The sequence below is a fragment of the Streptomyces sp. TLI_171 genome (genome assembly GCF_003610255.1).
Taxonomy (GTDB): domain Bacteria; phylum Actinomycetota; class Actinomycetes; order Streptomycetales; family Streptomycetaceae; genus Kitasatospora.
In genome coordinates this window covers 3,056,213-3,077,025 of sequence record NZ_RAPS01000001.1, presented here as the reverse complement: position 1 = coordinate 3,077,025, position 20,813 = coordinate 3,056,213, and the positions used below count along the sequence as shown (strand labels likewise).

General features: G+C 73.7%; 21 protein-coding genes. 14 read left to right on the top strand and 7 right to left on the bottom strand.

Annotation, left to right across the window (positions count from 1 at the left end):
- Window positions 1-16 precede the first annotated feature (16 nt).
- The 3 genes from BX266_RS13905 (at window position 17) to sucD (ending at window position 3,541) form a co-directional block, all read left to right on the top strand.
- Window positions 17-1,123: a VWA domain-containing protein gene (locus tag BX266_RS13905; protein WP_180290812.1), complete on the top strand. Its 1,107-nt coding sequence runs from the start codon at window positions 17-19 to the stop codon at window positions 1,121-1,123.
- Window positions 1,124-1,459: 336 nt separating this feature from the next.
- The gene (sucC, locus tag BX266_RS13900) at window positions 1,460-2,632 is read left to right on the top strand and encodes an ADP-forming succinate--CoA ligase subunit beta (RefSeq protein ID WP_099899816.1); all 1,173 of its coding nucleotides are present in this window, start codon (window positions 1,460-1,462) and stop codon (window positions 2,630-2,632) included.
- An 18-nt stretch (window positions 2,633-2,650) separates the two neighbouring features.
- Complete coding sequence (sucD, locus tag BX266_RS13895; protein ID WP_099899814.1) at window positions 2,651-3,541, top strand: succinate--CoA ligase subunit alpha; 891 nt, start codon at window positions 2,651-2,653, stop codon at window positions 3,539-3,541.
- A gap of 289 nt (window positions 3,542-3,830) precedes the next feature.
- On the opposite strand, the gene BX266_RS38585 is transcribed toward sucD, so the two are convergent.
- A complete protein-coding gene (locus BX266_RS38585; protein ID WP_180290482.1) occupies window positions 3,831-5,183 on the bottom strand; it encodes a LuxR C-terminal-related transcriptional regulator in 1,353 nt (450 codons plus the stop codon).
- Between the two features lie 117 nt (window positions 5,184-5,300).
- On the opposite strand from BX266_RS38585, the gene BX266_RS38580 reads away from it, so the two are divergent.
- Window positions 5,301-6,572 (top strand): DUF6350 family protein, encoded by a 1,272-nt coding sequence (locus BX266_RS38580; RefSeq protein ID WP_180290481.1) that lies wholly within the window; start codon window positions 5,301-5,303, stop codon window positions 6,570-6,572.
- Between the two features lie 42 nt (window positions 6,573-6,614).
- Here BX266_RS38580 and BX266_RS13880 read toward each other — a convergent pair whose 3' ends face one another.
- Window positions 6,615-7,355, bottom strand: coding sequence for an ABC transporter permease (locus tag BX266_RS13880; RefSeq protein ID WP_099899812.1), 741 nt, complete (start codon window positions 7,353-7,355; stop codon window positions 6,615-6,617).
- Entirely contained in the window at window positions 7,352-8,260 is a 909-nt protein-coding gene (locus BX266_RS13875; protein WP_099899810.1) for an ABC transporter ATP-binding protein, read from the bottom strand. The genes BX266_RS13880 and BX266_RS13875 overlap by 4 nt, the downstream gene beginning before the upstream one ends.
- Before the next feature lie 133 nt (window positions 8,261-8,393).
- Between BX266_RS13875 and BX266_RS13870 the strand changes: the two genes are divergently transcribed.
- A complete protein-coding gene (locus BX266_RS13870) occupies window positions 8,394-9,521 on the top strand; it encodes a sensor histidine kinase (RefSeq protein ID WP_099899808.1) in 1,128 nt (375 codons plus the stop codon).
- A complete protein-coding gene (locus BX266_RS13865) occupies window positions 9,518-10,180 on the top strand; it encodes a response regulator transcription factor (protein WP_099907839.1) in 663 nt (220 codons plus the stop codon). Before BX266_RS13870 ends, BX266_RS13865 begins: the two co-directional genes overlap by 4 nt.
- A gap of 7 nt (window positions 10,181-10,187) precedes the next feature.
- On the opposite strand, the gene BX266_RS13860 is transcribed toward BX266_RS13865, so the two are convergent.
- Window positions 10,188-10,766 carry a hypothetical protein gene (locus tag BX266_RS13860; RefSeq protein ID WP_099899806.1) on the bottom strand — a complete coding sequence of 193 codons (579 nt, stop codon included), beginning with the start codon at window positions 10,764-10,766 and terminating at the stop codon, window positions 10,188-10,190.
- 353 nt (window positions 10,767-11,119) lie between these two features.
- Between BX266_RS13860 and purN the strand changes: the two genes are divergently transcribed.
- Both purN and purH read left to right on the top strand, forming a co-directional pair.
- On the top strand, window positions 11,120-11,779 hold the full coding sequence (purN, locus tag BX266_RS13855; protein ID WP_259464696.1) for a phosphoribosylglycinamide formyltransferase: 660 nt from the start codon (window positions 11,120-11,122) through the stop codon (window positions 11,777-11,779).
- Window positions 11,776-13,359: a bifunctional phosphoribosylaminoimidazolecarboxamide formyltransferase/IMP cyclohydrolase gene (purH, locus tag BX266_RS13850; protein WP_099899802.1), complete on the top strand. Its 1,584-nt coding sequence runs from the start codon at window positions 11,776-11,778 to the stop codon at window positions 13,357-13,359. Before purN ends, purH begins: the two co-directional genes overlap by 4 nt.
- A 72-nt stretch (window positions 13,360-13,431) precedes the next feature.
- On the opposite strand, the gene BX266_RS13845 is transcribed toward purH, so the two are convergent.
- From BX266_RS13845 to BX266_RS13835, 3 genes are all read right to left on the bottom strand, one after another.
- Window positions 13,432-14,115 carry an RDD family protein gene (locus tag BX266_RS13845; protein ID WP_099899800.1) on the bottom strand — a complete coding sequence of 228 codons (684 nt, stop codon included), beginning with the start codon at window positions 14,113-14,115 and terminating at the stop codon, window positions 13,432-13,434.
- 144 nt (window positions 14,116-14,259) lie between these two features.
- On the bottom strand, window positions 14,260-14,685 hold the full coding sequence (locus BX266_RS13840; RefSeq protein WP_099899798.1) for a DUF2752 domain-containing protein: 426 nt from the start codon (window positions 14,683-14,685) through the stop codon (window positions 14,260-14,262).
- Window positions 14,682-15,107: a hypothetical protein gene (locus BX266_RS13835; RefSeq protein WP_120314372.1), complete on the bottom strand. Its 426-nt coding sequence runs from the start codon at window positions 15,105-15,107 to the stop codon at window positions 14,682-14,684. Before BX266_RS13835 ends, BX266_RS13840 begins: the two co-directional genes overlap by 4 nt.
- A gap of 177 nt (window positions 15,108-15,284) precedes the next feature.
- On the opposite strand from BX266_RS13835, the gene BX266_RS13830 reads away from it, so the two are divergent.
- From BX266_RS13830 to BX266_RS13805, 6 genes are all read left to right on the top strand, one after another.
- The gene (locus BX266_RS13830; protein ID WP_099899796.1) at window positions 15,285-16,139 is read left to right on the top strand and encodes a bifunctional methylenetetrahydrofolate dehydrogenase/methenyltetrahydrofolate cyclohydrolase; all 855 of its coding nucleotides are present in this window, start codon (window positions 15,285-15,287) and stop codon (window positions 16,137-16,139) included.
- 14 nt (window positions 16,140-16,153) lie between these two features.
- Window positions 16,154-16,558, top strand: coding sequence for a DUF3017 domain-containing protein (locus tag BX266_RS13825; RefSeq protein WP_259464695.1), 405 nt, complete (start codon window positions 16,154-16,156; stop codon window positions 16,556-16,558).
- 165 nt (window positions 16,559-16,723) lie between these two features.
- On the top strand, window positions 16,724-17,716 hold the full coding sequence (locus BX266_RS13820; protein ID WP_099899794.1) for a malate dehydrogenase: 993 nt from the start codon (window positions 16,724-16,726) through the stop codon (window positions 17,714-17,716).
- Window positions 17,717-17,785: 69 nt separating this feature from the next.
- Window positions 17,786-19,099, top strand: coding sequence for a hemolysin family protein (locus tag BX266_RS13815; RefSeq protein WP_099899792.1), 1,314 nt, complete (start codon window positions 17,786-17,788; stop codon window positions 19,097-19,099).
- 30 nt (window positions 19,100-19,129) lie between these two features.
- On the top strand, window positions 19,130-20,167 hold the full coding sequence (trpS, locus tag BX266_RS13810) for a tryptophan--tRNA ligase (RefSeq protein ID WP_099899790.1): 1,038 nt from the start codon (window positions 19,130-19,132) through the stop codon (window positions 20,165-20,167).
- Complete coding sequence (locus tag BX266_RS13805; RefSeq protein ID WP_099899788.1) at window positions 20,167-20,724, top strand: 2'-5' RNA ligase family protein; 558 nt, start codon at window positions 20,167-20,169, stop codon at window positions 20,722-20,724. The genes trpS and BX266_RS13805 overlap by 1 nt, the downstream gene beginning before the upstream one ends.
- The last annotated feature ends 89 nt before the right edge of the window (window positions 20,725-20,813 follow it).

Genomic DNA, 20,813 nt, shown 5'->3' with positions numbered 1-20,813 from the left:
TCAGGACGATGAGCGGATGCGGCGTTGGCGGCTGGTGCTCGGTGCGGACGGGGACGGGACGGGGGTGCGGCTGACCGGGCGGGACGCCGGGATGGACGGGGCGCTCGGGGCGCTGTACCGGGAGGACGGGAAGCGGTCGGCGGGGCTCGGGGGGTCGGCGCCGAAGGTGGCGCGGTGGCTGGGCGACATCCGGGAGTACTTCCCGACCAGCGTGGTGCAGTTGATGCAGCAGGACGCGATCTCCCGGCTGGGGCTGGACCGGCTGCTGCTGGAGCCGGAGATGCTGGCCGCGGTGGAGCCGGACGTGCACCTGGTGGGGACGCTGCTGTCGCTGAAGCACGCCCTGCCGGAGACCACCCGGGAGACCGCGCGCGCGGTGGTCGGCAAGGTGGTGGCCGAACTGGAGCGCCGGCTCGCCGACCGGACCCGCTCGACGGTCGGCGGCGCGCTGGACCGCAGCGCGCGGGTCAACCGCCCCCGGCACCGGGACATCGACTGGGACCGCACCATCCGGGCCAACCTGTCGAAGTACCTGCAGGAGTACCGGACGGTGGTGCCGGAGCGGCTGGTCGGCTACGCGCGGGCGCAGCGGGCGTTGAAGAAGGACGTGATCCTCTGCATCGACCAGTCCGGGTCGATGGCCCCGTCGGTGGTGCACTCGGCGGTGTTCGGCGCGGTGCTGGCCTCGATGCCGAGCCTGGACACCCGGCTGGTGGTGTTCGACACCTCGGTGGTGGACCTGACGGAGCAGCTGAGCGACCCGGTGGACGTGCTGTTCGCCACCCAGCTGGGCGGCGGCACCGACATCAACCGGGCGCTGGCGTACTGCCAGTCGAAGATCAGTCGCCCGTCGGAGACGATCGTGGTGCTGATCAGCGACCTGTACGAGGGCGGCATCCGGGACGAGATGCTGAAGCGGGTCGCGGCGATGAAGGCGTCAGGGGTGCAGTTCATCGCGCTGCTGGCGCTGTCCGACGAGGGCGCGCCCGCGTACGACCACGCGCACGCCCAGGCGTTGGCGGCGCTCGGGGCCCCGGCGTTCGCCTGCACCCCGGACGCGTTCCCGGACATCATGGCGGCGGCGATCGAGAAGCGGCCGCTGCCGGTACCCGAACAGCGGTGAGTCAAGGGGCCCGATCCACACCCGTGCGAGTGAACCAGTAGTGGCCCTCACCGATGCGCGCCCCCGCTGGTGAGCGGCCCGGGGACCCGCCGGACCGGGCCCGTTGTGACGGTTCTCACCAACCCGGACCGGGCCCGGGGCGAAACACGCCCGTCGTACGGGGATAACCTGCCATGCGGACGTGACGCGCGTGTTGATTGACGATGCGCCCGGCCGCTGCGTGGGCCGCAAGGCCGTACATCTGCGTACCCGCTCAGCACCGACGACCCGCAGCGAAGATCCTGCCGTGGCACGCTCGTAGAGACACATTCCGCGACCACGAACAAGGACAAACACGTGGACCTGTTCGAGTACCAGGCGAGGGACCTCTTCGCCAAGCACGGTGTACCCGTGCTTGACGGCGATGTCATCGAGACCGCCGCAGACGCTGCCGCCATCGCGGAGCGCTTCGGCGGCCGTGCCGTCGTCAAGGCTCAGGTGAAGGTGGGCGGCCGAGGCAAGGCCGGTGGCGTGAAGCTCGCGTCCGACCCCCAGGACGCCGTGGCCAAGGCCGAGGCCATCCTCGGCATGGACATCAAGGGCCACACCGTCCACAAGGTGATGCTGGCGCAGACCGCGGACATCAAGGAGGAGTACTACGTCTCCTTCCTGCTGGACCGCACCAACCGCACGTTCCTGGCGATGGCCAGCGTCGAGGGCGGCGTGGAGATCGAGGTCGTCGCCGAGGAGAACCCCGACGCGCTGGCGAAGATCCCGGTGGACGCCAACGAGGGTGTGACCCCGGAGAAGGCCGCCGAGATCGTCGCCGCCGCGAAGTTCCCGGCCGAGATCGCCGACCAGGTCGCCGACGTCCTGCAGAAGCTCTGGGTGGTCTTCATCAAGGAGGACGCCCTCCTGGTCGAGGTCAACCCGCTGATCAAGTCCGGCGACGGCAAGATCATCGCGCTCGACGGCAAGGTCTCCCTGGACGAGAACGCCGAGTTCCGCCAGCCGGAGCACGAGGCGCTCGAGGACAAGGCCGCCGCGAACCCGCTGGAGGCCGCGGCCAAGGCCAAGGGCCTGAACTACGTCAAGCTCGAGGGCCAGGTCGGCATCATCGGCAACGGCGCGGGCCTCGTCATGAGCACCCTGGACGTCGTCGCGTACGCCGGCGAGAAGCACGGCGGCGTGAAGCCGGCCAACTTCCTCGACATCGGCGGCGGCGCGTCCGCCGAGGTGATGGCGAACGGCCTGGAGATCATCCTGGGCGACACCGACGTCAAGTCGGTCTTCGTCAACGTCTTCGGCGGCATCACCGCGTGCGACGCGGTCGCCAACGGCATCGTGCAGGCCCTCGCGCTCCTGGAGAGCAAGGGCGAGGCCGTCACCAAGCCGCTGGTCGTCCGCCTGGACGGCAACAACGCGGAGCTGGGTCGCAAGATCCTCACCGACGCCAACCACCCGCTGGTGCAGCAGGTGGACACCATGGACGGCGCCGCTGACCGCGCCGCCGAGCTGGCCAACAAGTAAGGAAGGGGACTTAACACCATGGCTATCTTCCTTACCAAGGACAGCAAGGTCATCGTCCAGGGCATGACCGGCTCCGAGGGCATGAAGCACACCCGCCGCATGCTCGCCTCCGGCACCCAGATCGTCGGCGGTGTGAACCCGCGCAAGGCCGGCACCACCGTGGACGTGGACGGCACCGAGATCCCGGTGTTCGGCACCGTGGTCGACGCGATGGAGAAGACCGGTGCCGACGTCACCGTCATCTTCGTGCCGCCGGCGTTCACCAAGTCGGCCGTGATCGAGGCGATCGACGCCGAGATCGGCCTGGCCGTGGTCATCACCGAGGGCGTGCCGGTGCACGACACCGCCTCGTTCTGGGCCCACGCCGGCGCCAAGGGCAACAAGACCCGCATCATCGGCCCGAACTGCCCCGGCCTGATCAGCCCCGGACAGTCCAACGCGGGCATCATCCCGGCCAACATCACCGGCCCGGGCAAGATCGGTCTGGTGTCGAAGTCCGGCACCCTGACCTACCAGCTCATGTACGAGCTGCGCGACCTCGGCTTCTCCTCCGCGGTGGGCATCGGCGGCGACCCGGTCATCGGCACCACCCACATCGACGCCCTCAAGGCGTTCCAGGAGGACCCGGAGACCGAGCTGATCGTCATGATCGGCGAGATCGGCGGCGACGCCGAGGAGCGTGCCGCGGCCTACATCGCCGAGCACGTCACCAAGCCGGTCGTCGGCTACGTCGCGGGCTTCACCGCGCCCGAGGGCAAGACCATGGGCCACGCCGGCGCCATCGTCTCCGGCTCCTCTGGCACCGCCCAGGCGAAGAAGGAGGCCCTTGAGGCCGCCGGCGTCAAGGTCGGCAAGACGCCGTCCGAGACCGCCCGCCTGGCCCGCGAGCTGATCGCCGCCGCCGAGTAATCGACGCCGCGTCAGGTACGCCAGGAAGCGCCGCCCACCTCGGTGGGCGGCGCTTCCGCGTTGCCGGACGCTCCGACGACGCGGCTGCGCCGGGCGGTGGCGGACGGCTTCGGACGTGGCACCCGGACCGGACGCAGGGCGGTCCGGGTGGTGCCCGCCGTACCGGATCGCAGGGCCGCGGCCGCGTGCCTCGGCGGCGCCGGCGGGTGGAGCTGCGGCTCGGCCGGGTGCGCGGCGTGCGGGTTCCCGGTCCCGGCCGTGGTGACGGTCGGCCCGGGAGCGGCGTGGCTCAGGTCCGGCGGGGGGCCGCGAGCGGGGGGCCGGCCGGGGCCGCGTCCGTGCTGCCCGAGGGCTCCGAGCCGGTTGCGGTCTCCGGGTCGCCCGTGGGGACGGACGGCGCGGGGGTGGGCAGGGTCCGGCCGGCCGGGCCGGCCGGGTCGGTCAGGCGGGCCGGGACGCCCGGCGCCGGGCTGCACCACGGCGTCTGCAGGCCCGGCGCGCCGCGCGGGACCGCCGGACCGGCGCTGCCCGTCCAGGGCGAGGTGCAGGCCGTCCCCGCCGGAAGCTCCGGGCGCACCAGGGCCGACGGGCCCACCCCCAGCCCGGTGGTGACCAGCGCCGCGCCCGCCAGCACCGTCAGCGCCGCCGCCGCGCCGGTCGCCAGGCCGGTGTGCAGCCGGCTGTCCGCGACCAGCCGGGCGGGCGAGGGCAGCCGCGGGTCCGGGCAGCCGTGCACCGCCGCCGCGTGCAGCAGGCCCGCCAGCCGCTCCGCGAACTCCGGGTCCTCCGGGTCCGCGCCGAGCAGTTCCGGCAGCTCCCGGGCCAGCGCCTCCCGCGCCGACCGCACCCGGGCCGCGGCCGCCGCGGTACTCGACTCCACCTCCACCGCGACCCGCTCGGCCGGCAGCCCCAGCGTGTCGTGCAGCACCAAGGCTCGGCGCTGCGGCCGCGACAGCCGCAGCAGGGCCTTCAGCAGCGCCCGGTCACGGGGCGTCAGCCGTTGCGAGGGCTCGGGCCCCGCCGGCGCGGCCGCCTCGCCGACCGCGATCCGCCGCCGCGGCCACCGCGACGGGCGAGCCCGCCGGGGCCCGCCCCGGCGCCACGGCGACAGCGCCAGGTCGAACGCCTTCGTCCGCACCCACCCCTCCGGGTCCGCCGTCGCCGACACCTCCGCCCACCGCCGGGCGGCCGCGCCCAGCGCGAGGTGCGTCGAGTGGACGGCACGGCGCCGGTGGCCGGTCAGCAGGAAGGTCTGCTGGGCGAGGCGGGCGTGCACCAGGGCGGCGAACTCCTCGAACGAGGCGGGAGCGCTCTCGTCGGCGGGCTCGTCGGCGGGTTCGGGCGCGGGTTCGGGTGCAGACGCGGGGGCCGGGGCCGGCGGTGGGGCGGTGGTGAGGGCGACGGCCTCCTCGGGGGTGCGGACACCGAGTTTTCGGATCGCCCGGTTGAGGTGGGAGCGGGCGGTGTTGGGAGCGATGCCCAGGCTGCGGGCGGCGGTGCGCAGGTCCTCGCCGGCGGCGAACCGGGCCAGCACCTGGGCCTCACGGGGTGTCAGTCTCCGCAGCAGGAGCGCGACGTCCGCGCGTGCCCGGGGCGAGGTTCCGGTGGTGGGCTCGGGCTCCGCGGTCGAGGGTGAGGTCACCGCATTCCTCCGCTGCAGGTCGGTCCCGGAAACAGGCACATGATCCGATAATCCGGGACACGGCGAAGGTTCGCCCGTTGACACCGCACAACGGGTGGCCTTGGCAGCATGAAGGCCATGACGCAGCTGATGGGCCGTCCGATCCTCGGCCTGCCGAGCGAACTCGACAGCCGCTCCACCCTCTCCGACCTGCTCACCGGCGTCCGCACCGCGCTGCTCACCCTGTCCGTGGTCGCCGTCCCGGTGTTCGGCCTGTGGGTGCTGGCCCCGTACGGCGACGAATCCGCGCAGGACGCGGCCCGGACGGTGTTCGGCCTCTGGCTGCTCGGCCACGGCGCCCCGCTCACCCACGGCCCCGCGGCCGCGCCCGTCACCGTCACCCCGCTGCTGCTCACCGCCGTCACCGCCGTCCTGCTGGACCGGGCCGGACGCCGCCAGGCCCGGCGCACCAGGGGGCGCGGGCTCACCCGTTGGCGCTCCCCGCTGGCGCTGTACGCCGGTTACCTGCTCGTCGCGGCCGCCGCCGTCGCCCAGTGCGCCGACCCGCAGGCCGCGCTGCGCTCCCGCGCCGTCGCCGACCTGGCCGCCGTCGCCCTGCTCACCGCCGCCGCGTTCGGCCACGGCCTGTGGAGCGGTCTCGGCCGACCGCTCCACCTCCCGGCCCCCGCCCTGCCGCCCGCGCTCTGGCCGGCCGACGCCGCACCCGCCCTGGGCCGGGCGCTGGCCGGCTGGCTGCTCACCCTGACCGCCGGCGGCGGGCTGGTGTGCGCGGCGGCCGTCCTGCTCGGCTCCGCCGGGCAGGACGCGCAACGCCTCGGCAACGGCACCGCCGACTGGCTCGGCATGCTGCTGGCCTGCCTGCTGCTGGTCCCCAACGCGGTGCTCTGGTCGATCGGCTACGCCCTCGGCCCCGGCTTCACGGTGGGCACCGGGGCCCACGCCGGACCGCTCGGCGCCCACCTCGGACCCGTCCCCGACTTCCCGCTGCTCGGCCTGCTCCCCGCCGACCGCGGCGCCGACTGGCACCTCCTCGCCTGCGCCGCGCCCGCCGCCGCGGCCACCGTCACCGGGCTGCTGCTCGGCCGCGCCGCCACTCGCTGGGCGCTCGGCCCGACCGCGGTGGTCGCCGCCGCCACGGCGCCGGCCGCCGCCCCGGTCGCCCTGCTCGCCGCTTGGGCCTGCGGCGGCGCGCTCGGCCCCGGCCGGATGTCCCACCTCGGGCCCGTTCCCTGGCAGTTCGGCCTCGCCCAGGCCGCCTGGCTGCTCGCCCTCGCCCTCCCCGCCACCCTGCTCACCCGCTGGTGGCACCACCACCACACCGACAGCCCCGGCCCCGTCGTCCGCGCCCGCGTCGGCGCCTACCGCCTGGTCTGTCGCCTGGCCGCCTGACGGCGGATCACGCCCCGCTCCGGCGGCCCGGGGCCGGTGGGGTCAGGCGTCGCGGTGGTGGAGGGTGCGGAGGGCGAGGAGGGTGGCGGCGGCGGTCCAGGCGGCGAGGAGGAGGAGGCCGGTGGCGTGGCCGTAGTGGATGCCCGGGGTGTCCTGGAGGCGCAGGGCGTAGAGGCCGGCCCGGTCGGGGAGGAACTGGGCGAGTTCGCGGAGGCCGGGGACGGCCGTCAGGGCGGTGGTGCCGAGGAAGACCGTGGGGGAGAGCAGGCCCAGGGCGGCCGTCTGGTTGCGCAGGACGGTGGTGAGGGCGAGGCAGAGCACCAGCAGCAGCGGGTGGTAGAGCACGCCCGCGGCGAGCGCCCGCCCGCTGCCCGGGGCGGTCAGGTCGAGGCCCACCGAGGCGGTGGTGGCGGCCAGTTGACCCGCGACGGTGAGGACGCCGACCGCGAGCCCGAGGCCCGCGCCGAGCAGCAGCTTGGCGCGGAAGAAGCGCAGCCGGTCGGGGACGGCGGCGAGCGAGGTGGCGAGGGTGCCGGAGGCGTACTCCTGGCCGATCAGCAGGATGCCCAGGCAGACCACCGCGACCTGGCCGAAGTTCAGGCCGTAGTACAGGCCCTCCATCGGGTCGTCGGTCAGCGAGGTGTCGCGGTGTCCGTAGCTGAACTGGACGGCCGCCGTGATGCCGGCGCTGAGCGCCACCGCGATCAGCGGCGTGGTCCACAGCGAGCGCAGCGAGGTGAACTTGGCCCATTCGGCGCGCAGCGGGTGGGTGCGGGTGGTCATGCCGCCACCGCCCGGTACTCGACGGCGTCCGCGGTCATCCGCATGAAGGCCTCCTCCAGGGAGTCGTGGGTGACGGACAGTTCGATCAGGACGACGCGGCGTTCGGCGGCCAGCGCGCCCAACTGCCCGGGGTCGGCGTCCGGGACTTCGTACCCGCCGTCGCCGAGCGGGACGGCCCGGGGGTGGGTGGTGGCGAGCAGCGCGGCGAGCGCGGCCGGGTCGACGGCGCGGACCCGGACCCGGCGGCGGCCGTGCTCGGCGAGGAACTCGGCGGTGGAGGTGTCGGCGAGCAGCCGCCCGCGGCCGATCACCACCAGGTGGTCCGCGGTCTGCGCCATCTCCGCCATCAGGTGGGAGGAGACCAGCACGGCGCGGCCTTCGGCGGCGAGGCGCCGCAGCAGTGCGCGGATCCACCGGATGCCTTCCGCGTCCAGGCCGTTGACCGGCTCGTCGAGCAGCAGCGCCGCCGGGTCGCCGAGCAGGGCCGCGGCGATGCCGAGGCGCTGGCGCATGCCCAGCGAGTAGGTGCGGATCCGCCGGTCGGCGACCTCGGCCAGGCCGACGAGTTCCAGGACGTCGTCGATCCGGCGGGCGGGCAGGCCGTGCGAGGCGGCGATCCAGCGCAGCTGGCCCCGCGCGGTGCGGCCCGCGTGCACGGCGTGGGCGTCCAGCAGGGCGCCGACCCGCCGCAGCGGCTCGGCCAGTTCGGCGTACGGGCGGCCGTCGATCAGCGCGGTGCCGGAGCTCGGCCGGTCCAGGCCCAGCACCATCCGCAGGGTGGTGGACTTGCCCGCCCCGTTGGGGCCGAGGAAGCCCGTCACCCGCCCGGGCTCCACCCGGAACCCGAGCCCGTCGACGACCCGCCGGCCGTCGTACGCCTTGGTCAGCTCACGGATCTCGATCACCGTTCCCCGCCTCCTCCTGTCGATGACACCGAGTCAACCGGGCTGCCGGACCGGGCGGATCCCGCCGGGGAGCGGTCCGCCTCCCTCCCGGGAGGGAGGCTGCGGGCGGGGGCGGGTGGGGCAGGATGGCCGGATGATCACCCCGCTGCTGCGACCCGTCACGTACGCCCGCTGGCTGCACCTGATGATCGGGCTGGTGTTCGCGGGAATCGTGCTGCTGGTGTACCCGGGCACCGAGGGCGTGTCGACGGCGCGGGCGGTGGTGCTGAGCGCGGCGGTGGACGTGCCGCTGTTGTGCGCGGTCGCGCTGGTGCCGGCGGTGCGGCGGGCGGAGGGGATGCAGGCCCGGCTGCTGCTGGCGCCGGCGAGGGAGGAGTCCATCGGGGTCGCCCCGTCGGCGAGTTGGGCGGACCGGGGGCGCACGGCGGGCTGGCTGGTGGCCCGGGTGGGGTCGGGGGCGGCGGTCGGCGGGGCGACGGTGGTGGCGGTGGAACTGGCGGCCCGGCTGCCGCTGCTCGTTCCGGTGGTGGGCTTCGCCCTGCTGTGGCTGGTGGTGCTCGCGGGCCGGCTGCAACTGGCCCTGGCCATCAGTCTGTTGGGCCCTTCGAAGGCGGAGCGGCTGGCCGCGGCCGAGGCCCGGGCGGAGCGACTGCTGGAGCGCAACCGGCTGGCCCGGGAGCTGCACGACTCGATCGGGCACGCGCTGACGGTGACGGTGCTGCAGGCGGGCGCGGCCCGCGAGGTGCCCGATCCGGCGTTCCGGGAGCGGGCGTTGGAGGCGATCGAGGTGACGGGGCGGCGGGCCCTGGACGACCTGGAGCGGATGCTGGTGCTGCTGCGCGAGGCCCCGGAGGCGGCCGCCGCGGAGCAGCCGGGCCTGGACCGGGTCGAGGAGCTGTTCGCCTCCGCCCGCGCGGCCGGCACCCCGGTGGTGGCCGAACTGGCGGTGCGGACGGGCGGGTTGCCGGGCGTGCTGTCCCGCGAGGCGTACCGGATCGTCCAGGAGGGCGTCACCAACGCGCTGCGGCACGCGCCGGGCGCGCCGATCCGGGTGGAAGGGGCCGTCGTGGACGGCGTGTTGGAGCTGTCCTGCCGCACCGCCCGGACCGGCGGCGGGAGTTCGCGCTCCGGCGGCGGCAAGGGGCTGCGCGGGGTGCGGGAGCGGGCGGTGCTGCTCGGCGGCGAGTGCGAGGCGGGGCCGGACGGGCCGGACTGGCTGCTGCGGGTGCGCCTGCCGCTACGGTTGGACCGGTGGACATGATCAAGGTGCTGCTGGTCGACGACGAGGAGCTGATCCGGGCCGGCCTGCGCGCCGTCCTGGACGCCCAGCCGGACCTGGCCGTGGTCGGCGAGGCCGCGGACGGCGCCGAGGCGCTCGGCCTGGCCCGCTCGCTGCGGCCCGACGTGGTGCTGATGGACGTCCGGATGCCCGGCGTGGACGGTCTGGCGGCGACCCGGGCGATCCTGCGCGGCGGCGACCGGCCGCCGAAGATCCTGGTGGTGACCACCTTCGAGGCGGACGACTACGTGTACGAGGCGCTGCGCGCCGGCGCGGACGGCTTCCTGCTGAAGCGCTCCCGCCCGGCGGAGATCGTCCAGGCGGTGCGGCTGGTCGCGGCGGGGGAGTCGCTGCTGTTCCCGGCCGCCATCCGCCGCCTCGCAGCCGCCCGGGCGGCGCACGCCCCGGACGGCGCGGCGCCGCCGCTCGCGCAGCTGACCGAGCGGGAGGGTCAGGTGCTGCGGCTGGTGGCCCGCGGCCTGTCCAACGCGGAGATCGGCGAGCGGCTGCACCTGGGCGTGCAGACCGTGAAGACCCACGTCAGCAGCGTGCTGGGCAAGCTCGGCGCGCGGGACCGCACCCAGGCGGTGATCGCCGCCTACGAGTCCGGCTTCGTCTCCCCGGCGGCGGAGCGGGACTGACGGGTCGTCACTCGTTGGGTCCCATGTACAGGGCGCTCACCCAGGCCGGCACGTTCTCCTCCTGGGCGCAGCTGTGCGCGGCCTCCGTGGTGGCGGCGCTGTCCACGCAGGCCAGGTAGTCGTGGTACGCGAACTGCATGCCGAAGACGCCCACCGACACCAGCAGGGCCAGGCCGCCGGTGATCAGCGCGCCGAGCGCGGCCGGGACCTGCGGGCGGACCGGGCGGGGCGCGAACGGGTCGCTGACCGGCTCGGTGGGGGTGCGCAGCACGGTGACGGCGTACCAGACGGCCAGCAGGGCCAGCGGGAAGCCGATCCAGAGCTGGCCGAACAGCACGGCCAGCAGGGCGGCGAAGCCGGACAGCAGCGCGTTGCGGGCGGTGCGGTGGGTCGGGTCGGCCGGGTCGAGCTTGGGCCCGGCGGGCTGCTCGGGCTGCGGACGGCCCCACGGATCGGTCTCCGGGCGCTGCTCGCCCGGCCCGTCGGCCGGCGGCGGGGGGACGCGGGGACGCCAGGGCTGGTCGGGTGCGCCGGGGGGAGGGGGCGCGAAGGGGTTGCGCTCGCCGCTGTCCTCGCCGCTGCTCATGGTGTCGGCCGTTTCTGCTCGTCGGGTGCGCCGTCCGCCGGTGGGGGAAGCGGGCGGTCGGTCAATGATCCCCCAGCCGCTTCCCGGCTGTACGGCACCCCGCCAGGTTGGGGCCCGGGCGGGCGCGAGATCCCCGTCTCAACTACGCGCGTAGCGTTGCCGGGTGGTTACGGGTGCCCTCCCACCAGCCGTTATCGTGGTGACGGTCGGCAGCACTTAACGGTTCCCCGGGGCCCGCAGCGCCGCGGCCGCCCGGCGAATCGCCGCCGGCTCCCGACCTGCCGCCGCCCGTAGTGGCCCCACCGACGGTGGACGTACCAGCGGGCGGCACCCGACGTACGGAGAATCGCGCCGTGGCTGCCGCTGACGCCCAAGTGTTCCCGCCCCGTACCCCCGGCCCGGCCCGGCTGGTGGTGCTGGTCTCCGGCTCCGGCACCAACCTGCAGGCGCTGATCGACGCCGCCGCCGACCCCGCCTACGGCGCACGGATCGTCGCGGTCGGCGCCGACCGGGACGGCATCGCCGGGATCGACCGCGCCGAGCGCGCCGGCCTCCCGGTGTTCGTCGAGCGGATCAAGGACCACGCCGACCGGGCCGCCTGGGACGCCGCGCTGACCGCCGCCGTCGCCTCCCACGAACCGGACCTGGTGGTCACCGCCGGGTTCATGAAGATCCTCGGCCCCGCGTTCATCGGCGCCTTCGCCGGACGCACCGTCAACACCCACCCCGCGCTGCTGCCCGCCTTCCCGGGGGCGCACGGCGTTCCCGACGCGCTGGCCTACGGGGTGAAGGTCACCGGCTGCACCGTGCACCTGGTGGACGCCGGCGTGGACACCGGGCCGATCATCGCCCAGGGCGTGGTGGAGGTCGAGGACGCCGACCACGCCGACGGCGGCGAGGCGCTGCACGAGCGCATCAAGACTGTCGAGCGCAAGCTGCTCGTCGAGGTCGTGGGCCGGCTGGCCCGCGAAGGACACCGCATCGAGGACCGAAAGGTATGGATTCCGGCATGAGCGCCGCTTCCTCCGCCAACGCCCCCGTCTCCGAGAACGTACGCCCGATTCGCCGCGCGCTGATCAGCGTGTACGACAAGACCGGACTGGAGGAGCTCGCCCAGGGCCTGCACGCCGCCGGGGTCGCCATCGTCTCCACCGGCTCCACCGCCGGCCGGATCGCCGCCGCCGGCGTCCCGGTCACCGAGGTCTCCGAGCTGACCGGCTTCCCCGAGTGCCTGGACGGCCGGGTCAAGACCCTGCACCCGCGGGTGCACGCGGGCGTCCTCGCCGACCTGCGCCTGGAGTCGCACCGCGCGCAGCTCGCCGAACTCGGCGTGGAGCCCTTCGACCTGGTCGTGGTGAACCTGTACCCGTTCACCGCCACCGTCGCCTCCGGCGCCACCCCCGACGAGTGCGTCGAGCAGATCGACATCGGCGGCCCGTCGATGGTCCGCGCCGCCGCCAAGAACCACCCCTCGGTGGCCGTCGTGGTCGACCCGGCCCGCTACGCGGACGTGCTGACGGCCGTCCGGGGCGGCGGGTTCGACCTGCTGACCCGCAAGCGCCTGGCCGGCGCCGCGTTCGCGCACACCGCCGCTTACGACGTGGCCGTCGCCTCCTGGTTCGAGAACTCCGGCTACACCGAGTCGGACGCGGCGTTCCCGTCCTTCCTCGGCGCCACCTGGGAGCTCGGCAACGTCCTGCGCTACGGCGAGAACCCGCACCAGTCCGCCGCCCTGTACACCGACGGCACCGGCGGCCTGGCGGGCGCACAGCAGCTGCAGGGCAAGGAGATGTCCTACAACAACTACGTGGACACCGACGCCGCCCGCCGCGCCGCCTACGACCACGCCGAGCCCGCCGTCGCCATCATCAAGCACGCCAACCCGTGCGGCATCGGCACCGGCGCGGACGTCGCCGAGGCGCACCGCAAGGCGCACGCCTGCGACCCGGTCTCCGCGTACGGCGGCGTGATCGCCGTCAACCGCCCGGTGACCGTCGAGCTCGCCGAGCAGATCGCCCCGATCTTCACCGAGGTCGTCGTCGCCCCCGGCTACGAGGACGGCGCCGTCGAGGTGCTGGCCAAGAAGAAGAACCTGCGGGTGCTGGTCGCCCCCGAGGCCCCCGCCGAGGCGGTGGAGTCCCGCCGGATCTCCGGCGGCCTGCTGCTCCAGCAGGTCGACCGCGTCGACGCCGCCGGTGACGACCCGTCGACCTGGACGCTGGCCACCGGCGCGGCCCTCTCCGCCGACGAGCTGGCCGAACTCGCCTTCGCCTGGCGGGCCTGCCGGGCCGTCAAGTCCAACGCGATCCTGCTCGCCAAGGACGGCGCCTCGGTCGGCGTCGGCATGGGCCAGGTCAACCGGGTCGACTCCTGCAAGCTCGCGGTCGAGCGGGCCGGCGAGCGCGCGGTCGGCTCCTACGCCGCCTCCGACGCGTTCTTCCCGTTCGCCGACGGCCTGGAGATCCTGCTCGCCGCCGGCGTCAAGGCCGTGGTGCAGCCCGGCGGTTCGATCCGCGACGAAGAGGTGGTCGCCGCCGCCGAGAAGGCCGGCGTGACCATGTACCTCACCGGGACCCGGCACTTCTTCCACTGAGCGCCGAACAACAACGGAAGGGCCCGCCCCCCTCGGGATGCGGGCCCTTCCGCGTGCGCGACGCGGACGCGGTCACTGGGTCTTGACGACCACGGTGCTCAGGACCTTGTCGGCGAAGGTCTGGCGCTTGTCGTCCCACAGCGGCCAGAGGTAGCCGACGCAGCAGAAGCCGTCCAGGAAGTGGCACAGGTGGCGGACGAACGCCATGCCGAAGCCGATGTTCTGACCGTCGCTCTCCCGCGCCAGCCGGATGTTCATCGCCTTCTTGCCCGGGGTCTGGCCGGTGGTGCCCACCCGGTACAGCAGGAACAGCAGGCCGGCGACGGCCAGCACCCAGCCCAGCAGGATCAGCAGGCCGCCCACGCCGCTGGTGGCGCCGCCGGTGCAGTGGCTGGCGTAGGTGTCCGGGTCGGTGGTGCACTTCATGCCGCTGATCGTCTGCGCGGCGCCGATGCCGTACAGGATGCCGGACGGCACGCCCACGATCAGGCCGTCGATCAGCGTCGCCACCACGCGGCTGCCCCAGCTCGCGTACGGCGGCATGCCCTGGTAGCCGGGCTGCGGGTAGCCGTAGCCCTGCTGCGGGATGCCGTAACCCTGCTGCGGCGCCTGCGGGTAGCCGTAGCCGGGGGCGGCCGGCGGGGCCTGCTGCGGGTAGCCGTAGCCCGGCGCGGCCGGCGGCTGCTGCTGCGGGTAGCCGTAGTTGGGCTGCTGCGGCTGGCCGTAGGGGTTGTTCGGGTCGGGCGGGTAGCTCATTCAATGCCTCCGGGCAGGAATGGAATTGGGGACGGGACGACAGGAAACCCTGCCGCGGACGGGCAGTTGAATGGCCGACCGGGACGGGAGACTAGCGGATGGCGATGACGGCGCTAAGAGGTGCGGACCAACACGGAAGGTCCGTCACACCGGGAGGAAGCCGTAGCGGTGCAGTTGCCACGCCCAGGACGCCGCCGCCGCACCCCAGATGACGCCGCCGCGGACCCGGCCCGACTGTCGCCACCACCAGCGGCCCGGCCCCAGCGGAGCGGCCAGCAGACCCAGCGCGACCAGCACCGTCACCGGGTTCGCCGCCAGCGCGGCGGCCCAACTGCCGTGTCCCGCCTCGATGAAGACCGTGGTCGAACCGCACCCTGGACAGGGGATCCCGGTGAACCGGCGCAGCGGGCACAGCACCCCGGGGTCGTGCGCGTCGTGCAGCACCGCCGCCAGCAGGGCCACCGCGGCGCCGCCCAGCCCGCGGACCGCCACTCGCGACCACCGGCCGCCCGCGGTGTCCGCCGACCGGCGCCAGCGCTCCACCGCGCCCGACGCCCCCACCGCGCTCATCTGTTGGCAGAGACGACGTACAGGACCACGATGGCGATGCCGATCAGCAGCGCCAAGGCATTGATCACGATGCCGCCGATCGCGACACCGCGGTTCTGGCCGGTCTGCGACACCTTGTTCAGCGACGCGATCCCCAGGCCGATGCCGACCAGCCCGAGCAGCCAGCCGAACCAGCACGCCGTCAGCGTCGCGATCACACCGATCGCCGCCGAGGCGGTCGCCATCGTCTTCTGCTGCTGCGCCACCGCCGGGTTCACCTGCGGCGCGAACGGGTAGCCGGGCTGCTGCGGGTACGGCTGCGGCGCCTGCGGGTAGCCGTAGCCCTGCGGCGGCTGCTGCTGCGGGTAGCCGTAACCCGGTTGCTGGGGCTGGCCGTAGCCGTTCCCGCCGTACGGATCGGGCTGCTGGTACGGATTGCTCACCTTTGGGTCCCCCGAAGTTCTCCCCGCCTGGTCCGACGGCCGGTCAGCTGGCCTCGTCGGCGCAGTGGTCAGCTCACATGGTCGTGCGCCGCCGCCCGCGATGTCCAGCCGGGTCCGGCGGGGCGGGGGCAACTGTGGCGCAACCGCAACCGGGCGCGGAGGTGGAGAATGGGGGGCATGACTGCCCAGATTCTCGATGGCAAGGCCACCGCGGCCGCGATCAAGTCCGAACTCGCCGTCCGCGTGGCGGCCCTCAAGGAACGGGGCATCGTCCCGGGCCTCGGCACCGTCCTGGTCGGCGACGACCCGGGCAGCCGGTGGTACGTCAACGGCAAGCACCGCGACTGCGCGGAGATCGGCATCGCCTCGATCCAGCGCGAGCTGCCCGCGACCGCCACCCAGGAGGACGTCGAGAACGTCGTCCGCGACCTCAACGCCGACCCCGCCTGCACCGGCTACATCGTCCAACTCCCGCTCCCCAAGGGCCTGGACCAGAACCGCGTGCTCGAACTGATGGACCCCGACAAGGACGCCGACGGCCTGCACCCGACCTCGCTCGGCCGCCTCGTCCTCGGCATCGAGGGCCCGCTGCCCTGCACCCCCCTCGGCATCGTCGAACTGCTGCGCCGCCACGACGTCGCCATCGACGGCGCCGAGGTCGTCGTGGTCGGCCGCGGCATCACCGTCGGCCGCTCCATCGGCCTGCTGCTCACCCGCCGCAGCGAGAACGCCACCGTGACGCTCTGCCACACCGGCACCCGCGACCTCGCCTCGCACCTGCGGGGCGCCGACGTCATCGTGGCCGCCGCGGGCGTCCCGCACCTGGTCAAGCCCGAGGACGTCAAGCCCGGTGCGGCCGTCCTCGACGTCGGCGTCTCGCGCAGCGAGGGCAAGATCGTCGGCGACGTGCACCCCGGCGTCACCGAGGTCGCGGGCTGGATCTCCCCCAACCCCGGCGGCGTCGGCCCGATGACCCGCGCGATGCTCCTCAACAACATCGTCGAGGCGGCCGAGCGCCGCGCCGGCGTCTGAGACCGGTGCCCGGCGTGATTCGGCGCGGTCGGCGCCGACCCCCCGTCACCACCGAGGGCACCCTGCCGCCGGAGGGCTCCGCGGCCGCGCTCGGCCGCGGCCACACCCTCCCGCTGCGGCAGTGGCCGATAACGCTGGTCCTCGCCGTCGCCACCGCCGGCCTGCTCATCACCTGGGCCGGCGACTTCCGGCTCGGCCTGCTCGCCGTCGGCGCGGCCCCGCTGCTCGGCGCCCTGCTCCGGCTCGGCCTCCCGGACGTCGGGATGCTCGCCGTGCGCAGCCGCTTCACCGACGTCACCCTGATGTTTCTCTTCGGCAGCGTGATCGTCCTGCTCACCCTGGTCGCCCAGCCCGAACCCTGGCTGCGCGTCCCGTTCCTGGAGAACATCGGCCGCCTCATCGGGCACCCGATGCACTGAGCGGCGACCGGGCGGGGGCGCGTGGGGGGAACCCCCCGCGCCCCTGTCGGTGGGGGAATCGGCTTGCGATAGCCTGGCCCAGGTCTCTCGATATCGAGAGATCATCCTCGGCTCCAGCGCGCCGGTGTGCCTGGGGCACCTGGCGATCTGCAGGAGAAGGCTGAAATGACTCGCACCCCCGTCAATGTCACCGTCACCGGAGCCGCCGGCCAGATCGGCTACGCGCTGCTGTTCCGCATCGCCTCCGGTCACCTGCTGGGTGCCGACGTCCCGGTGAACCTGCGGCTGCTGGAGATCCCGCAGGGCCTGAAGGCCGCCGAGGGCGTCGCGATGGAGCTGGACGACTGCGCGTTCCCGCTGCTGCGCGACATCACCATCACCGACCAGGCGAACGTGGCGTTCGACGGCGCCAACGTCGCGCTGCTGGTGGGCGCCCGTCCGCGCACCGCGGGCATGGAGCGCGGCGACCTGCTGTCGGCGAACGGCGGCATCTTCGGCCCGCAGGGCAAGGCGATCAACGCCCACGCCGCCGACGACATCAAGGTCCTGGTGGTCGGCAACCCGGCCAACACCAACGCCCTGATCGCGCAGCGCAACGCCCCGGACGTGCCGGCCGAGCGCTTCACCGCGATGACCCGCCTGGACCACAACCGGGCCGTCGCCCAGCTGGCGAAGAAGGCCGGCGTGACGGTCGAGGACGTCAAGAAGGTCACCATCTGGGGCAACCACTCGGCGACCCAGTACCCGGACCTGTTCCACGCGGAGATCTCCGGCAAGGCCGCGTTCGACGCCGTCGGCGCCGACCAGGGCTGGGTCGAGGACTTCTTCATCCCGAAGGTCGCCAAGCGCGGCGCGGAGATCATCGAGGTCCGCGGCGCCTCCTCGGCCGCCTCGGCCGCGAACGCCGCCATCGACCACGTGTACACCTGGGTGAACGGCACCCCGGCGGGCGACTGGACCTCGATGGGCATCGTGTCCGACGGCTCGTACGGTGTGCCGGAGGGCCTGATCTCCTCGTTCCCGGTCACCACCAAGGACGGCAAGTTCGAGATCGTCCAGGGCCTGGAGCTCTCCGAGTTCGACCGCGCCCGGGTCGACGCCTCGGTCAAGGAGCTCGCCGAGGAGCGCGACGCGGTGCAGGAGCTCGGCCTCATCTGAGCGCCGATCCGCACGCGGTGAACGGCCGGGCGCCCACGGGGCGCCCGGCCGTTCTCCTACACTCGGGCCGTGAGCGAAACCCTGCAGGACGCGGCGCTCGTCCTGGTGTTCATCGTGCTGGGCGGACTGTTCAACGTCGCGGAGATCTCGCTGATCTCGCTGCGCGAGGGGCAGATCCGAACCCTGGAGTCGGCGGGGTCGCGGCGCGCCGCGCGGGCCGCGCACCTGGCGGCGGACCCGAACCGGTTCCTGGCGGCGGTGCAGGTCGGGGTGACCTGCATGGGCTTCCTGTCGGCGGCGTTCGGCGCGGACACGCTGTCCGGGAAGCTGGCGCCGGTGTTCGTGGACGCGGGACTGTCGGAGGGCCTCGCGGACGCGGTGGCGCTGGTCTCGCTGACCCTGGTGATCTCGTACGCCTCCCTGGTGCTGGGCGAGTTGACGCCCAAGCGGATCGGCCTGCAGCGGGCCGAGTCGATCGCGCTGCTGGCCGCGCCGGTGGTGGACGTGATGTCGGTGGCGCTGCGGCCGGTGATCTGGCTGCTCGGGCACTCGACCAATCTGATGGTGCGCCTGCTGGGCGGCGACCCGTCCGCCGGGCGCGGCGTGATGAGCCCGGAGGAACTCCGCGGCCTGGTCGCGGCCAACACCGAACTGGGCTCGGACGAACGCGAGTTGATCAACGAGGTGTTCGCGGCGGGGGAGCGCCAGCTGCGCGAGGTGATGGTGCCGCGCACCGAGGTGACCTTCCTGGACGCGGACCGGGTGGTGAGCGAGGTGCGGGCCGAGACGGACTCCGCGCCGCACTCCCGGTACCCGGTGGTGGAGGGCTCCTACGACGCGGTGACCGGGTTCGTGCACGTCCGCGACCTGTACGGGGCGCGCGCCGAGCAGGCCGCCCTGGTGCGGGACCTGGCCCGGCCGGTGAAGCTGCTGCCGGCCACCAAGCGGGTGCTGGAGGCGATGAGCGAGATGCGCCGGGAGGGCCACCACCTGGCGATCGTGGTCGACGAGTACGGCGGCACCGCGGGCATCGTCACCCTGGAGGACCTGGTCGAGGAGGTGATCGGCGAGATCCGCGACGAGTACGACGCCCAGGACACCACCGCGACCCGCCGGCTGGCCGGCGGCGGGGTGGAGCTGGACGGGCTGCTCAACCTCTCGGACTTCGCCCAGGAGACCGGCTTCGCGCTGCCCGAGGGCCCGTACGAGACGGTCGCCGGGTTCGTGGTGCGCGAGCTCGGCCGGCTGCCGGAGAAGGGCGACCAGGTGCTCACCGAGTCGGGCGCGCGGCTGACCGTGGCCCGGCTGGACGGGCGGCGGATCGAGCGCCTGCGGGTGAGCGCGGTCACACTCGCGGATCCGGTGGGCCCGGAGGTTTCCTGACCGACCGGGGGAACTGGAAGAATGGCCCCCATGGTCAACGCAGCGGTCACCGGTCCGGTGAAGGACCGTCCCCGGGTGCTCTCCGGCATCCAGCCCACCTCAGGCTCCTTCCACCTGGGCAACTACCTCGGCGCGGTGCGCCAGTGGGTCGATCTGCAGGAGGCCAACGACGCCTTCTACATGGTCGTCGACCTGCACGCGATCACCGTCGAGCAGGACCCGGCGACGCTGCGGCAGAACACCCGGATCTCCGCCGCCCAGCTGCTCGGCGCCGGGCTGGACCCGGAGCGCTGCACGCTGTTCGTGCAGTCGCAGGTGCCCGAGCACGCGCAGCTCGCCTGGGTGATGAACTGCCTGACCGGGTTCGGCGAGGCCTCCCGGATGACCCAGTTCAAGGACAAGTCCGCCAAGCAGGGCAGCGACCGCACCACGGTCGGCCTGTTCACCTACCCGGTGCTGATGGTCGCCGACGTGCTGCTGTACCAGGCCGACGCGGTGCCGGTCGGCGAGGACCAGCGCCAGCACCTGGAGCTCACCCGCGACCTCGCGGACCGCTTCAACACCCGCTACGGGCAGACCTTCACGGTGCCCAAGCCGTACATCCTCAAGGAGACGGCGAAGATCCAGGACCTGCAGGACCCGACCGCGAAGATGAGCAAGTCCGCGCTCACCGACAAGGGCCTGATCAACCTGCTGGACCCGGCGAGGACCAGTGCCAAGAAGTTCAAGAGCGCCGTCACCGACACCGACACCGTGGTGACCTACGACGAGGCGCAGAAGCCCGGCGTCTCCAACCTGCTGCGGATCCACTCCGCGCTCAGCGGGCTGGGCATCGACGAGCTGGTCGCGCACTTCGACGGCAAGATGTACGGCGCCCTGAAGACCGAGCTGGCCGAGCTGTTCACCGAGTGGGTGACGCCGTTCCAGGCCCGCACCCAGCAGTACCTGGACGACCCGGCCGAGCTGGACCGGGTGCTCGCGCTGGGTGCCGAGAAGGCCCGCGCGGTGGCCTCCGAGACGCTCGCGCAGGTCTACGACCGCATCGGCTTCCTGGCGCCGAAGCGCTGATGCCCACGGCTGCTGCCTCCGACGGCGACGGTCTCGGCGAGGCCGTCACCATCGGCGTGTCCATACACGTCCCGGAGCCGTACGGCAGCCTGCTGCAGGACGCCCGGGCCGGCCACGGCGACCCCCAGGCCCGGGCGATACCGACCCACGTGACCCTGCTGCCGCCGACCGAGACCCGGACCGCGCTGCTGCCGGGCATCCAGGCGCACCTGCGGGCGGTGGCGGCCGTCCAGCGTCCCTTCAAGATGCTGCTGCAGGGCAGCGGCACCTTCCGCCCGGTCTCCCCGGTGGTGTTCGTCCGGGTCGAGGAGGGCGCCCAGGAGTGCCGGGTGCTGGAGGCCGAGGTCCGCGCCGGCCCGCTGGCCCGCGAACTGGCCTTCCCGTACCACCCGCACGTCACCGTCGCCCACGGGCTGCCCGAGCCGGTGCTGGACGCGGCCTACGAGGACGCGCGGGGCTTCCGCGCGGTCTTCGAGGTCACCGAATTCGTGCTCTCCCGGTTCGGCGCGGATGCGGTGTGGCGTCCCTGGCACTCGTTCCGCTTCGGAGCGGCCTGACCCCGCTCACCTGTGGTTTCTGCCAATTTCCTGGGAGTTGTTCGCCTCCGCTTCATTCTCCGCTCGGGAATTGTTAGCGTCGCCGTGAT